The sequence below is a fragment of the Nocardia transvalensis genome (genome assembly GCF_015477765.1).
Taxonomy (GTDB): Bacteria; Actinomycetota; Actinomycetes; order Mycobacteriales; family Mycobacteriaceae; genus Nocardia; species Nocardia transvalensis_A.
Window position 1 is genome coordinate 284,205 of sequence record NZ_JADLQQ010000003.1, and the last position, 13,302, is coordinate 297,506.

Sequence of the window (13,302 nt, forward strand, 5' to 3'; positions counted from 1 at the left end):
CCTTACGAGATGAGGTGGACGCCGAGGTTCTGCAGCGTCTGCAGCGCCTTGTTGATCAGGCGCGCGGAGCGTTCGGCCTGGGACATGGCGGCTTTCGCGTTGCCGACGGTGACGTCCCAGCTGTAGGTCCGACCGGCCTCGAAGTCCCAAGCCAGTTCCATCTGCTCGACCTGGTCGACGAACAGGCGGTCGGTGACGTGCGCGGCGGTCGAGGCGATGCGGTGGCCGATGTCGAAGTGCAGGCCGGGCAGGTATTCACCGCCGAACCGCATCGTGAACTGGTGGGCGGTCTCGCTGCGACTGGACAGAAATCCCGCGCGCAGCGCGGCGACCGCCGACAGCGACCACGAGTTGTTTTCCGCGCCCTGCTGGTAGACCTCCCACAGGTGAACCCAGCCGAGGTTGTGGGCGCGGGTGTGGTTGGTCCACTGCAGCCAGGCGAGGATGGTTCCGACCAGGAACGGCATCACGATGTCGGCGATGATCGCGCCGAGGCCGGAGAATCCTCCGAGCAGGAAATAGCCGATCAACGCCGCAATGGACTCGATCGTCAGCCGGGCGAGCTGATCGGCGAGCGGGTTGTCGCCGCCGACGATGACCGATACCGCGGTGGCGGGCGCCCAGGTGAGCTGTCCGGTGTCCATCTGGCTGTAGGGGCTGTCTCGCACCACGACCCAGGGCCGCGACGGCACCGTGCCGAACCAGTGGCCCTGGTAGTACTCGTCGGGCCAGATCGTCTGATCGTCGTCGAGGAGAACGCGGGTGTCTTCGACGAATCCGTCGAGGAACCGCGCGATCGTGCGCTGCAGGCCAAAGGCGATCCCGCCGCCGGTGCCGGTGCCCGCGGTGCCGTAGTAGCCGGAGTTGTCGATCACCTCGAATACGAGTGCGCCGTTGGCGATGTCGGGCACGCCGTCGATCGGCGAGGTCTCGCCGTCGACGGTGAGAATTCTGCGGTAGGTCATCGTCAGCTGCGCGTCATCGAGCGCGTCCGCGATCACCTGATCCATGCGGTTCATGCGGGTCGCCAGGATCGTCCACAGCGAGGAGTCGTCGAGATCGAACGGGCGGGCCTTGATGAAGACCTGCCAATCCGACCAGTCGAACAGGTCGTCCCAGGACTCGACATTGAACGGGTCGTCCGGCAGCGTCCACGGGTGCCCGTTCAGCCTGATCAGATTGATCAGGATCATCATCGAGATCGCCCACTTCGCAGGCCCGAAAATCGGCAGCACGCGCGGGAATTGGAAGATCGGGATCGGCAGTGCCGGGTTCGGTGGGCCGAGCATGAACTGCAGGAACTGCAGGTCATCCACGAAGTTCACTTCGAGGTAGTGGATGCGGTTCTTGGTGACGACATTCCAGTTCTTCAGCAGCCCCGACCACCGTTTCGCCCCACCCATGTGATCCACGGTGATCACCACGTTCTTCCGCGCCTGCGGATCCTCCGGGATAGAGATCAGCCAGCGGGCGAGGTGATGATCCAGCCGCAGCCGCAGCATGCCCGGCTGCGCCTGGTTCTCCCGCCAAGGAAACTTGCCAGCGACGGTTTCGGTGATCCGCCCCCGCAGCACCAAGCCGGGAGCACCGTCGGGCCTGTTCATCCACAACCGGATCAGCGGCGGTGTGCGGCGCAACTGGTGGTGCCAGTCGCGGATCTGGTCTGTTTGCTGTTTCAGCCGCGGGATGTCGGCGAGCGTGGTGGTCACACCATCACTCCCCACGGCCGCGAGTATCGGCGCGGCAGCCAGATCGTGATGGCCGCACCGGGATTCGCGTTGGTGACCTCCACGGTGACCTGGGTCGGCAGCAGGTGTGCGCGCAGCGGATACAGCAACCCGTTGGAGTTCCAGCGAGCTTGCACCGGTGCACCGTTGGCGGCGACGAGAGTCGCCTCGTCGGGGTCGGTATCGACCGAGCAGTCCTCACCGGCCACCAGCTCCGGCAGCCACACCATCCGATCGGCATCGAGCAGCCCCCGGTGATACGGCGGTGTGGGGATCGCGTAGAGCTTCTGACCCCAACTCCGGTCGGGCAGACGCCATTTCCCGGGAGCGGTCACGAAGTACCGCGGCCACACCACCACGTCACCGCGGTTTTCGAACTCGAACCTCGTCGACCCGCTCGTGCCCGAGCCCAGCGCCCACGACATCTCGATCGGGTCGGCCTCCCAGAACGGCATCCCGCACGCCGCGCTGATCCCCAGCGTCGAATCGTGGGTCAACCACGGGTCCTTGCCCTCGTAATCAGCATTCGCGTAGGCCACCGGATCGGTGAGCAGCCGCATCTTCAGCCGCCGCACCCCATAGGACGTGTGCGCTTCGAGCTCGAACTCCTCGTCGTACATGCCCAGCGCCATCCGGAAGCGGGAATCGATGTCGGCCCAGATGTCGGGGTTCTCGTGATGGATCTGCACCGAGAACACCGGGTCGCGCCGCTCGAACCGCATGCCCTGGTAGTGGCTGCCGGTCGAGGTCTCCAGCCAGAACGTCTTCGCAGGTGCGTCGATGATCTTCTGCGGACCCGGACGCAGCATCACGCCCTCGGTGGCGTCGGTGAGGTTCCAGCGAGAGCCATCGGCGCCGTTCAGGTACAGGGTGAGATAGCGGCTCATCAGTACGTCACCAGCGCTCCCTGCGCCTGTAACGCAGCCCACCGATCCTGTTCACGCACAAGGTGGTCCATGTCCATCACCTGCACCGGGCCGTGGAAGTTCACGGAATGATCCCGCGCCACCGGAAGGCCACCCGCATCGCTGCCGCGCACAGTGAAGCCCTGCGGCAGCGCGGCGGGCGCGGCGAGCGCGGTGTTGATCGACTCCAGTAGCGGCAGCGAGGACTCGAACACCTCGGTCTGCCGCGGGGACAAGACGCGTTCGGGTTTGATTGTCTGCTTCAGCAGCACTCCGATCCCGTTGGCCATGCCGCCGAGGTCGTAGCCGTGCCCCTGCCCCCACACGCCTTCGGGGCCGCCGTAGCGGGTGACCGTGTACCGCAGTGCTGCAGCGATGTTCGCGCTCGGATGCCAGATGTCGTTCGGGTAGATCGCTGACCGATACGCGGCGAAGGTCGGGTCGATCACCTGCATGAGCCCCTTCGACGGGGTGCCCTTCTGCGCGTTGGAATCGGTCAGGTTGATCGCGTGCGGGTTGCCGCCGGATTCGGTGCGCATCTGCGCCAGGCCGAGATCTAGCCACCCGGCAGGCATGCCCAGCGCGCGCAGCACCGAGGCGAACGTGCCGCGCCACTGTGCCACTCCACTACTCGGGTCGTAGGACTGTCCGCCCAAGCTGGTCGACCCTGCCCCGGCGCCGTTTCCGTCGGTGCCCGATCCGCCGCGGTGGCTCGCGCTGTTGGCTGGGGTGCTGGCCGATTTGTCTTCGACAGCAAGGTTCTTCGGTTCGTAGGTGTACGCCTCGCCTGGGTCTTCCTGCTCGGCCTTGTTCTTCTTGTCGTAGAAGTCGAGGATCGACGAGATGCCCTTGTTGTAGACATTCGTGTCGGACAGGATCGAGTTCTCGAGGCCGAAGAACGACAGGATTCCACGGCCGATGATCGTGCCCGCGTTGGCGAGTATCCCGGGCAGGCTGTACTGCGTCGGCAGCTCCTGCTCGCCGGTTATCTTCTGCGCCGACTCCAGCGAGTTCTGCGCCGACAGATATGCGTTGTCGGCCTGCAGCTTCTCCTGTGGGGTGGCGGTCGGGTCGTTGTAGACCTGGTTGCGTTTGGTGTTGGCCTCATCGACAGCGATCTGCGCGTTTTCGATCCGGATCTGCTGCTCGGTCTTGCGGCCGGGCAGCTCCGCTTGGGGCAGCACGGTGGTCTCGGGCCGGTCGCCGGTGGCCTTGCGTTGCTGCAGCTCGGCGACTTTCGCCTTGGCGTCGTCGATCTTCTGACCGGCGGCGCGCTTGTCGAGGTCGGTGGCGTTGGTGTCGAAATCGAGCTTGTGGCGCTGTTGCTCGGCTTGCTGTTCGGCGAGGATCGCTTGCTGCAGCGTCCGCTCGTCGTCCTCGCTCCATCCAACTGCGCCGCCGCGGGCCATGCCCCGCACGAGTCCAGCCTTCAGCGCTGCCCGAAACCGGAAAACACCCGCCTGCCCCCCGAGCGCGTCGACGTCCGCGGTATCGAGCACGTGCTCGCCGGGCATCGCCAGCAGCGGCACCGAGTCTTGGCCCGGGATGCCGCCTGTGATCGGGCCGCCGTGGGCGTAGTGGACGTATCCGCTTTCCGCCGAATACGGTTTGGCGTTCTGCCGAACGTCGGGGTTGTCGATACCGGCTTGGACGCGGTTGTAGATCTCCTGAACGGTGACCGTCTTCGTCTCCGGCTTGACGATCTCCTGGATGCCGCGGCGCGCTTCCTCATCGTTGAGAACGATCTTCACGCTGCCGTCGGGCAGGGTCTCGGTGATGTGCCCGAGTTCGACGAGTTTCGCTTTTTGTTCGTCGGTGGGGGTGTTGATGGTGACGGTTTTGCCGTCATGGACCAGCACGTTGTCGATCGCGATACCGAGGGCTTCGAAGTTCTTGCGCCCCTGCTCGGTCAACTCGAAGGTTCCCCGGGCTGCGGCCTGCTGCTGGACCAGTTCCTTGCCCATCTTCGCGATCTCGGAGCTGGTGTTGTTCATCTCGCCGCCCAGGCTGGCCGCGGACTCGCCGATGTCGTTGAGGGCTTCCTTCAGGTCGTGTAGATCGGCGAGCGCCTTCCGGTCCCCGACTTGCACCGCGGCTTGTTGAGCCGCGGGCAGGGCGTCGGTGTACTTCTGCACCGCCTCCGGTACCCCCTGCAGGGCTTGGGCGATGTCTTGGTCGGATAGGCCGCTGTAGCTCTGTACGCGACGCCAGGTGTCGCCTGCGCTGCCGCGCTGTTCGAGGATGATTTGCGTCAGTCGGTCGTTGATCTGCTGACGTGCGTTCTGGTCGATACCCAAACCGGCGCGGACGAACTGTTTGGTGTCGATGCCGAGTGTCTCGGCGCGGGTGAGGAAGCCTTGTTCGCCGAGCTGAGCGGCGGCCTGGTCGATCGTGTCCTGGGTGGCCTTGCCGGTCTGCTTGTCCAGCGTGGCGCCCAGTGCCTCCAGCTTGGCGCGCTGCTGTTCAGCCGCTGCAGCGGCTTCCTGATGCTTTGCAGCGAGAACGCCGAGCCCGGCGGTGGCGGCGCCGATCGCGAGGCCCCACGGGCCGCCGAGTGCTGCGCCGCCGATCAGTGCGCCAACCCCGCCCATGGCTCGGCCCAGCTTTCCGGCGCCGTTCTCACCGGCGTCGGCTGCGCCGGTCTTGAACGTCGTCAGCGCGCCGCCTGCGCTGTTGATGCTGGCCTTCAGCAGATCGAACACCGGTGACACGGTTTTGAACGCGAGGTAGGCGGTGACGACGTTGGCGATGAGCGTCGGGTGGTCGCCGAGCAGCTGCGCGGCGGCGCGCAGGAACGGCATGGTGATGCTCGACCAGGCGCTCACGCCGTCGTACACCGAATGCAGGAGGCCGGGCAGTTCCTGCAGGATCGGCTGCCAGCTGGCGAGCTGTTCACGGCCTTGGCGGAAGAACTCTGTCATCTCCGCCTGGCCCTCGGCGGATTTCGCCCAGTCCGCCAGACGTTCGGTGAGTCCGTCGACCGTCTTCAACAGTCCGTCGCCGTCGCTGCGTGCCGCACGCAGAACCGAGGCCAGCAGCGACCCCAGGTTTCCGAGGATCGACCCGAGCTCTTTCGTCGAATCAATGCCGTCGCGCATCCACCGCGCCAGGTCGCCGGACTGGTCGGCGCGCTGAATGAACGCGTCGAACCTCACGGTGAGGTTGGTGAAGCCTTGGGCGAGTTCGGGCAGGAACGTCGAGCCCGCCGCGCCGAGGGTGCGCAGCGACGAAATGACCGGAACGATAGCGCTGTTCAACCGGCTGGCGGCCTCAGCGCTGTTGCCGAAGACCGCCGACAGCGCGGTCTGCGATTGGGCATTGCCGAGCTCGGTGAGCGCGGTCTTGATTCCGGTGTTGTACTGGCGCGCGATAGCGGCCATGCCGCGTTCGACACCTGGCAGCTGGTTGTCGATCAGCTGCTGCAGAGGCCCGGCCACGCCGTCGAAGGTGATGCCCTGCACGACCTTCCGGACGCGCTCCAGCTCGGGCGCGAAACTCTTGGTGGTATCGACGATCTCGCGGGCGCTGACGGCCATGTCCTGATAGGCGGCCATCGCCTTCTCCGGCGAATCGGAGAAGACGTCCTTCAACCCCTGCATACCGACGACGAGGGTGGCGACACCGGCGGAGGCGCCGGCGAAGATGCCGGGCAGCAGCGCCCCCAGGCCGGAGATGCGTTGCACCTCGGTGCCGACGCTGGCCAGAGCGGTCGCGACCGCGGGGAGGTTCCCGACGGCGGTGGCGCCGAGATCGAGCTTGACGCCGGTGACCGCGTCCTTCAGCGCCGACGACAGCGAGGCGCGGTCGATGTCGGCCTTGACACCTACCTGGATGTCTCGACCGGCTGTGCGGCGGAACGTTTCCATCTGTGTCGACGCTTCGCCGGTGTCGAGATCGACACCGACAGCCAGGGGTTCGGTCGCGGTCTGCCGGAACCGTTCGAGGTCTACAGCCGCGCGGGTGGTGTCGGCGCCGATGTCGACGTCGAGGGTGGCGTCGACGCGCTCGAGGTGCGCCCGCAGCTTCGTCACGAAGTCGTCGAAATTGGGGCCGATGTCGACATACGCCGACCCGGCCGAGAAGCTATGGGTCACCGTCACCCCTTTTCGGGATCAGCTGCCGTTCGAGGTCGCGCAGGTCCTCGCGGCGGGCGTGTTCACGCAGGTGGATATGCGGGTATTGCGGCCGGGCTGCAGTCGGTGCGGCCGTGGAGTCGACACGGGCCACGGCGTAGATGAGCTGGATGAGCCGGTCCTCGATATTGGCCAGCCGCGCTTCGATGGGTCCGAATCCTTCGATCGGAACAGTGTTGCTGTCGTCGTCTTCCTGAGCGGCCAGCGCCGCGACGACCTCCGGATCTTGCAGCAGCGCAGCTTGGTAGGCCGAGCCTGCGCGGTTGCGTAGGCGGTCGCGGAACTCCCACAGCTCTCGCCAGTCCCGGGCACCTCGGAGCCAGTCGTCGAGGTCGAGGTGCAGGATTGTGCGCACGTCCCAGCGGAGCTGTGCCCCGTATCCGCCGATGACGTCTACGAGGCCGGAGTACCCCCCGGCACATCACCGGCGCCCGGCCCGAAAAAGTGTTCCATGATCCGCAGGTACAGGCCGACCAGCAGCCGCTCGCCGTCGGCGAACCGCGAGAACGCGGCCACCACACGCATCAGGTCGCGGTCGCCGAGTAGCAGCTGCAGGAACGGCACGATGTTGCCGACGCGGGCGGTGGCTTCGAGCCCGATCTTCGTGGGCAGATCCTGCGGCCACTCGACCACGAGCGGTGGATCGAACCCGTCTTCGGGCCCGAGCCGGAACGGGTCATCGCTGGCCGGGGTGAGCACTTGCAGCGTCGAGCCGCGGGCGCGATCGCGTAGCGCATCGAACGCGGCGATCTTCTCCGCCACCGGGTTCGGCTCCGGGGCCTTGCCCGCTGCTTTGCGCGGGACGGCCTTCTTCGGTGTGCTCGCAGCCATCGAATCCTCCTGTGTCCCTGGTGGTCCTGGTGAGAAGCCGCCCCCGCACCGCACCAGGAATCAATGCGGGGACGGCGCTCAGAGGGTCAGGAAACGGTGACCGCGCAGGTGTCGGTCAGGGCGCCGAGCGTGGCGGTGACCGTGGACGTGCCGGTCGCTACCGCGGTGACCCGGCCCGACGAGTCGGCGGTGGCCTTCGACGTCGCCGACGAACCCCAGGTGCATTCGGCGGTGCGGTTGTAGCCGTTGCTGTCGTACACCGACAGCTGCGCGATCTCGCCCGCCGCGAGGGTGATGGTCGCGGGAGTGACGTTGATCGACGCTGGCGCGCTCAAAAACCCGGCGTCGAGCGCGATGGCGTCGAAACCGGGGCCGCTGCACCCGAAGTCGTACAGCCCACCCTCGCCACCACCGCCGTACCCGGCGTCGTCGAAGATCGCCAGAGTCAACGGCAACGGCAGTTCCTTGCCCGACTGGCCCGCCATCGCGCCGCGCTTGGACACGGCGACCTTGGGCAGTTTGAACCAGGTGTAGATGTCGCCTGCCTGGTTGCGGTCGCGGGCCACCAGCAGCGCGGAATAGTAGAAGATGTTCAGCGCGCTGGTCTTGCTCTGCCTGAAGCCCTTGCCGGGAACCGCAGAGGTGGCCGCCATCTCGACGTTGTGCCACATCGACAGGTTGATCTTCCGCCATTCCTGCGCCACATAATCCACCGTCAGGTTCTCCGCAGTCGGCACCACGCGGCGGGGGCCGGACGAGCCATAGCCTTCGATGGGGCTGGTCTGCAGATCCGGTGCGATACTGACCGCGGCCTGCTTCTGGATCTCACCGGAGGTCTGCCACCCGGCCGGCAGGGTCTGCAGCACTCCGGAACTGTCGCACAGATCGACCGGCATATACGGCGCCCCGGGTGTCCAGGAGTGCAGCATCACCAGCCAGTCCAGCGCGGTGATGACGAGCGGATCGTTCTTGCCCTTCAGAGCGAGAAAACTGGTAGCGGGCATGGCCAGCTCCTTTCGAACAGTGGCAACCGCGGCGCTCTGCGGAACGCCTGGCTAGAAGTCGAAATGTTCTACAGGGGAAGGGATTCGCGGATGAGCGCGTAATCCGGCACGTCGGATGGCAGCTTGCATTCGACGTTGAAGGTCGCCGGGACCAGCCGGTGATCGGGATTCAGCTCGGGCAGTTGCTGCGGGCCGCCAGTCTCCTCGATGCAGGCAACTTCGGTGATCGACCCATCAGCACGTCGCACGGGCCCGCCGTGGGAGTAGCTGAGCATCATCTGCCGCAGGTACTCCATGACCGCCCATGAGTCGGCGCGAGTCTTCGAGATCACGCCGAGCTGCACGGCCGCCGGATCCCATTGCCCCACAGCGTTCAGGCCACCGCGGTACACGCGGACCACGGTGACCCCGCTGTCGATGAGCGCAAAGTGCTCGTCGAGCAACCAGGTCACGGCGAGACCCCGCGGCGTCACCAGGTCGAGGTACGTCTGTACCAGGTCGAGCACGACGAGTTCCCGGTCGGGCCAGCCGCCGCGATACCAGGCTGGAAACTGCACGGTCACAGCAGCCCGCCCATCGAGTTCAGCACGACGTTCAGATCGTGGGCCCCGGCGCGGATACCCTCGTCACCGTCGTCCGTGCCGAACTCGTGCGAAGCGGCGTACCGTTCGCCGACGATCAACCGGGAGTACCAGCGGTCATTGCGACGGCCGCCGATGAACGTCTCAACCCGCGCCGAACGCGCCAGGCGCCCAGTGCGTTTCGCAACAATCTCCCGATAGAGAGCCTGTGCGAGCTCGCCACGCTCGGCCATCAGTGACCGCATCCGCGGGGAGACGAGCAGCGCTGTGACCGCCGGATTGTCGTAGGCGGGGATGTCGTGGCGCATCAGCTGACCCCCTTGATTCGGATGAGCTTGTAGCCGGGGTTCCACCCCGTCATCGGATGCAACTGATCCCAGTGCGCGCCACCGACAGCCAGCCACAGCTGCGCGGTACCGGCACGCCGGAAATGATCGGTCGCCAGCGCCTCGGCCTCGCTCGGGACAGCGAGGTTGCCGTACGCCGTCGAGGCGGTGCGGCGGTCGTTGTCACCAGTGATCGACTCCAGCCAGAACACGCACTGGTCGATCGTGTGGTGCACGGTCAGGGCCTGGTCGCCGACTCGATCTCGGCCGCCGCGCAGCACTTCCCACGTTTCACCGTGGACGATGGCGATCGGGTTCACAGTCCGGCCGCCGTCATCGAGACCGCGCCCGACACGTTGATGCCGAGCAGGGACAAGACCGCGTCACGTTCAGACTCGTACACGAACAGGTTGCCGTCGGGGTTACGGAACGCGATCTGCGTATTGAACGGCCCCATGGTCTGCTGCACCTGCGTGGCGCCCTCGACAACGGTCCCCGGCAATGCGCGGCGAACCATGTTGCAGGACAGGATTTTCAAGCCTTCGGCGAGCAGCTCGTCCTCGACCGCCAGGGCCTCGATGTCGCCGTACGGCTTGAACCAGACCTTGAGCCACCATGCCGCGTCGTCGAGGAGCACGGTGGCGCGGGCCTGCTCCGCCGGGGACAGGGCGCGCCAGCGGGCAGCGACGTCGGTGGGGGTGGCGAAAGCCATGGCTCAGGGCTCCTTGCGGGCGATGGTCCGCCGCTTGGTCGCGGGCTTCTCGCCGGTCGAATCGCCCTCGGCCGGTCGGGATTCGGTCAGTTTGGATTCGGCGGTCGCCGGGGCGGGCTCCTGGCCCTGCACCACGTTGATCCGGTCGAACCGGGCGAGGAAGTCCGGATGCACCTCGACGGTGTCCCCGGCGTAGGCGAGCCGGTAGCGGCCGTCGGGGCGCTGATAGGTCATCAGTCCGACGCGGACGCTGCGGGTGGTGGCGTTCATGCCGCCAGTCCCGTCACTTTCAGCACCGAGTACGGCTGGGTGATCGCGAATACCGGCCGGATCGAGGTCTGCACCCAGGTCGATTCGGTGCCCTCGTCGCGGTAGGTGACCGTCCGCAGTTCCTGCTCGAACCGCATCTGGCCGACCCTGCGCTCCTCCACAACGTACGCGGTACCGGCGGGGACCTGGTTGGACGAGATCATGTCGACCCCGTTGTTGGTCAGAACGTCCCGCCAGCGGTCGCCGTAGGTGACCTGGAAATTGGACATCTCCTGCGGATTGACGATCCACAGGTTGTAGGTGCCGCCGAGCTCGAACGTCTCGGCCTTCAGCGCGGCCTTGGCGAAGTCCGCGGCCGGTTGCACGTTGTTCGCCGTGGTCGTCAGGGTCAGCCCGGCGGCGTCGGCCCACGACACCCCGGTGATCTGCACAGCCGAGCCTATTGCGGTGATGCTGGCCTCGAGTTCGGCGATCGCGCGGCGGTGCAGGTCACGCTGCACGGTGTTGCCGAGCTTGGCGCCCTCGTTCTGAATCACGCTCAGGTCGTTGCGATCGCGCGCCTCATCGGTGACGCGGAACTTGCCGCCGATCTTCTTCACCGTCGCCACCTTCGGCTCGGGCCGATCGAAGGTCAGTTCCGGGAACTCGGCGCCTGGTGCGACTTCTTGCACCGACCGGGTCGCGTACAGGTCGTTCGCCAGCAGCTGCGTGTACAGCAGCGCACCGCCGGACACGCCTCCAGGGGTGGAGAAGATGCGGTCGGCGAAGAACTTCTGCAGCGCGATGTCGCTGATGTAGGTGTTGATCCGCGTCGGTTCGCGCAGCATCAGATCGACGGTGATGTTGTTGCCGGAGACGCTGGGCGTGCCGAGCGGGTACTCCTGGCTGTAGGGAGTCGGTGCCATGATCGGTACCTCCTAATCTCAGGCGCCCGGCAGGGCGACGAAAATCGTGTCGCCATTGGCGGCCGCGGAACTACATGCCTTGCCGACGGCCTTGCCGGAGGCGAGGGTGATGGCGCGGCCGGACGCGTTGACCTCCACCTCGGCACCGGCGGTGATCGCGGCTCCGGCCGTCACCTCGACGACACCGCCGCGCAGAACCGCGACGGTATTGCCGCTGGCGGCGTCGAACGCGGCGACACCGAGGGCCCTGGCTCCGGCAACTGCGGTGGCGACCTTGAGGATGCCGGTGGTGGCGTCGGGGGCGGCCGAGATGTCGACGAACGTCTTGCCCGTCACGTTCGCGGTCGTGAGCGCGGTGATGTCCTTGCCCGGCCGGAACAGGGGGCGGCACTCATTCGCCATGAGCTAGCTCCTTTCCGTTGTGCGTGCCCGCGGCATCCAATCCGCGGGATAGGTGTTGTCCACCGCGGGCGGTGGCGTGGGCGAGGCACCGGGCCTCAGCGACTCCAGCGGCCGATCACTCGGCGGCGGTGGCGTCTTCTCCTTAGTGCCGAACCCCTTGGCCGCCAGGCGGGCGGCGCGGGTGTCCAGCTCCTCCGGGGTGCCGGACCCCAGCAAGTCGATGTCCTCTTCACCGATGCCGTGCTTGTACGCGGCGCGCAGCACGGCGAGTTCGGTCTCGCGGTCGGCGAGGTCCTTCGCCAGCTGGGTGGCCCGGTCGGTGGCGCGCTGGATTTCGGTCTTCTGCGCTTCCTGGGCCTCGTTGTGCGCCTTGACGATCGGCTCGGCCTCGCGGAACTTCGTGCGCCACCCAGCGGCTTCGCGACGCAGCTTCGCGATCTCCGCTTCGTAGTCCTCCGGCGCCCGAGTCGCGGACGGTGTCGCCGGATCCTCCTGCGGCGCCGCTGGTTCCGCTGTCGGGTCGGCGGGCGGTGTCACGGCCGCCGGTGCCGGATCCGCGGGCGCGGTGGTCACAGGTTCATTCACTGGGCCCTCCTGGGGCGTAGGGCCGCCACCAGGGCGGCGGGTGGGTTGTTCCGGACGGCGGCAGCGAAAGCACGGCGGGCGTCGTCACCGGACAAGCCGACAGCCGAGTCACGCCAGATCCGTTCGAGTTGCGGGGCAAGGTCTTTGTGGCGGGCGTAGGCGCGGCGGAACACCTTCCGCGTCGGCTCGCCCTCGGCGACGGTGTCGGCCGCGATCCACAACCGCTCCAGCTGCTCGTACTGCTCGCGGCCTTCCCAGTCGCGACCGCGACGCACCAGCACCACATCGCAGTCACAGTGGTCGTGGAACTGTTCGCCGAGGTCTCGCGAACCGCGGGGCTGGCCGTTGCGGCCGACGACGCGGCTCGCCGACTTGTCCGACCGGTAGACCGGGCCGCGGCTGGCGAGCATCGCGCAGAACGCGCAGTTCTCGCTGCCGGACAGCACACGCGCCCAGCCGATCTCGTCACCGGCACCATTCGCGGTGTCGATCACCGCGTCCCGCCCGGCCTGCCGGGCATGGCGGGCCAGCCTTGCTCCGGCACGAGCAGCGACCACGCGGGTGACCGCCGGATCGGTACGCGTCTGCTCCCGGATCTCCACTCGCACACGCGATGTCCGGCGTGACCGCGGGTCCAGGTCCTCTACCGGCACCTTCACCGGCGGGGTGTCCCGGCCGCCCACGGTGGCGAGCACCGCCTCGATCGCGGCAGCGTCATACGGCCGGATGGCCGCGGGCGTGATGCCGGGCATCTGCTCGTTGATCCGCTGCACCGAGGCGGCGTACGCGCGGCGGCGGTGCCGCTGCACGATCGGCAGCAACCGCGGGGCCAGCGCCTGGCGCTCGCTGTCGGTCAGCGGGACGCCGCCGGACAGTAGCCGCCATACCACGCGCGTGAGCGTCCGGATCAGAGCGAGCACC

General features: G+C 67.1%; 15 protein-coding genes. All 15 read right to left on the minus strand.

Going from position 1 to position 13,302, the window contains the following annotated elements; genetic code table 11:
• Positions 1–2 precede the first annotated feature (2 nt).
• Positions 3–1,709: a hypothetical protein gene (locus tag IU452_RS09365; RefSeq protein ID WP_195108560.1), complete on the minus strand. Its 1,707-nt coding sequence runs from the start codon at positions 1,707–1,709 to the stop codon at positions 3–5.
• Positions 1,706–2,614, minus strand: coding sequence for a hypothetical protein (locus IU452_RS09370; RefSeq protein WP_195108561.1), 909 nt, complete (start codon positions 2,612–2,614; stop codon positions 1,706–1,708). Before IU452_RS09370 ends, IU452_RS09365 begins: the two co-directional genes overlap by 4 nt.
• Positions 2,614–6,726: a transglycosylase SLT domain-containing protein gene (locus IU452_RS39150; protein ID WP_324192521.1), complete on the minus strand. Its 4,113-nt coding sequence runs from the start codon at positions 6,724–6,726 to the stop codon at positions 2,614–2,616. Before IU452_RS39150 ends, IU452_RS09370 begins: the two co-directional genes overlap by 1 nt.
• On the minus strand, positions 6,716–7,120 hold the full coding sequence (locus IU452_RS09380; protein ID WP_195108562.1) for a hypothetical protein: 405 nt from the start codon (positions 7,118–7,120) through the stop codon (positions 6,716–6,718). Before IU452_RS09380 ends, IU452_RS39150 begins: the two co-directional genes overlap by 11 nt.
• Before the next feature lie 38 nt (positions 7,121–7,158).
• Positions 7,159–7,596 (minus strand): hypothetical protein, encoded by a 438-nt coding sequence (locus tag IU452_RS09385; protein ID WP_195108563.1) that lies wholly within the window; start codon positions 7,594–7,596, stop codon positions 7,159–7,161.
• A gap of 86 nt (positions 7,597–7,682) precedes the next feature.
• Positions 7,683–8,600: an Ig-like domain-containing protein gene (locus tag IU452_RS38055; RefSeq protein ID WP_228817088.1), complete on the minus strand. Its 918-nt coding sequence runs from the start codon at positions 8,598–8,600 to the stop codon at positions 7,683–7,685.
• 68 nt (positions 8,601–8,668) lie between these two features.
• The gene (locus tag IU452_RS09395; protein WP_195108564.1) at positions 8,669–9,163 is read right to left on the minus strand and encodes a hypothetical protein; all 495 of its coding nucleotides are present in this window, start codon (positions 9,161–9,163) and stop codon (positions 8,669–8,671) included.
• Positions 9,160–9,489, minus strand: coding sequence for a hypothetical protein (locus tag IU452_RS09400; protein WP_195108565.1), 330 nt, complete (start codon positions 9,487–9,489; stop codon positions 9,160–9,162). Before IU452_RS09400 ends, IU452_RS09395 begins: the two co-directional genes overlap by 4 nt.
• Complete coding sequence (locus tag IU452_RS09405; protein WP_195108566.1) at positions 9,489–9,827, minus strand: hypothetical protein; 339 nt, start codon at positions 9,825–9,827, stop codon at positions 9,489–9,491. The genes IU452_RS09400 and IU452_RS09405 overlap by 1 nt, the downstream gene beginning before the upstream one ends.
• Positions 9,824–10,219 carry a Gp19/Gp15/Gp42 family protein gene (locus tag IU452_RS09410; RefSeq protein ID WP_195108567.1) on the minus strand — a complete coding sequence of 132 codons (396 nt, stop codon included), beginning with the start codon at positions 10,217–10,219 and terminating at the stop codon, positions 9,824–9,826. Before IU452_RS09410 ends, IU452_RS09405 begins: the two co-directional genes overlap by 4 nt.
• Before the next feature lie 3 nt (positions 10,220–10,222).
• Entirely contained in the window at positions 10,223–10,489 is a 267-nt protein-coding gene (locus tag IU452_RS09415) for a hypothetical protein (protein WP_195108568.1), read from the minus strand.
• Positions 10,486–11,394 carry a major capsid protein gene (locus tag IU452_RS09420; protein WP_195108569.1) on the minus strand — a complete coding sequence of 303 codons (909 nt, stop codon included), beginning with the start codon at positions 11,392–11,394 and terminating at the stop codon, positions 10,486–10,488. The genes IU452_RS09415 and IU452_RS09420 overlap by 4 nt, the downstream gene beginning before the upstream one ends.
• A gap of 18 nt (positions 11,395–11,412) precedes the next feature.
• Positions 11,413–11,796: a capsid cement protein gene (locus IU452_RS09425; RefSeq protein ID WP_195108570.1), complete on the minus strand. Its 384-nt coding sequence runs from the start codon at positions 11,794–11,796 to the stop codon at positions 11,413–11,415.
• A 3-nt stretch (positions 11,797–11,799) separates the two neighbouring features.
• Positions 11,800–12,381 carry a hypothetical protein gene (locus tag IU452_RS09430; protein WP_195108571.1) on the minus strand — a complete coding sequence of 194 codons (582 nt, stop codon included), beginning with the start codon at positions 12,379–12,381 and terminating at the stop codon, positions 11,800–11,802.
• A complete protein-coding gene (locus IU452_RS09435) occupies positions 12,378–13,301 on the minus strand; it encodes a hypothetical protein (RefSeq protein WP_195108572.1) in 924 nt (307 codons plus the stop codon). The genes IU452_RS09430 and IU452_RS09435 overlap by 4 nt, the downstream gene beginning before the upstream one ends.
• Between the last annotated feature and the right edge of the window lies 1 nt (position 13,302).

Excerpts from the sequence above, each read along its gene's own strand:
- IU452_RS09370 (WP_195108561.1), bottom strand. The coding sequence starts at position 2,614 with ATGAGCCGCTATCTCACCCTGTACCTGAACGGCGCCGATGGCTCTCGC.
- IU452_RS09385 (WP_195108563.1), bottom strand. The coding sequence starts at position 7,596 with ATGGCTGCGAGCACACCGAAGAAGGCCGTCCCGCGCAAAGCAGCGGGC.
- IU452_RS38055 (WP_228817088.1), bottom strand. The coding sequence starts at position 8,600 with ATGCCCGCTACCAGTTTTCTCGCTCTGAAGGGCAAGAACGATCCGCTC.
- IU452_RS09400 (WP_195108565.1), bottom strand. The coding sequence starts at position 9,489 with ATGCGCCACGACATCCCCGCCTACGACAATCCGGCGGTCACAGCGCTG.
- IU452_RS09410 (WP_195108567.1), bottom strand. The coding sequence starts at position 10,219 with ATGGCTTTCGCCACCCCCACCGACGTCGCTGCCCGCTGGCGCGCCCTG.
- IU452_RS09415 (WP_195108568.1), bottom strand. The coding sequence starts at position 10,489 with ATGAACGCCACCACCCGCAGCGTCCGCGTCGGACTGATGACCTATCAG.
- IU452_RS09420 (WP_195108569.1), bottom strand. The coding sequence starts at position 11,394 with ATGGCACCGACTCCCTACAGCCAGGAGTACCCGCTCGGCACGCCCAGC.
- IU452_RS09425 (WP_195108570.1), bottom strand. The coding sequence starts at position 11,796 with ATGGCGAATGAGTGCCGCCCCCTGTTCCGGCCGGGCAAGGACATCACC.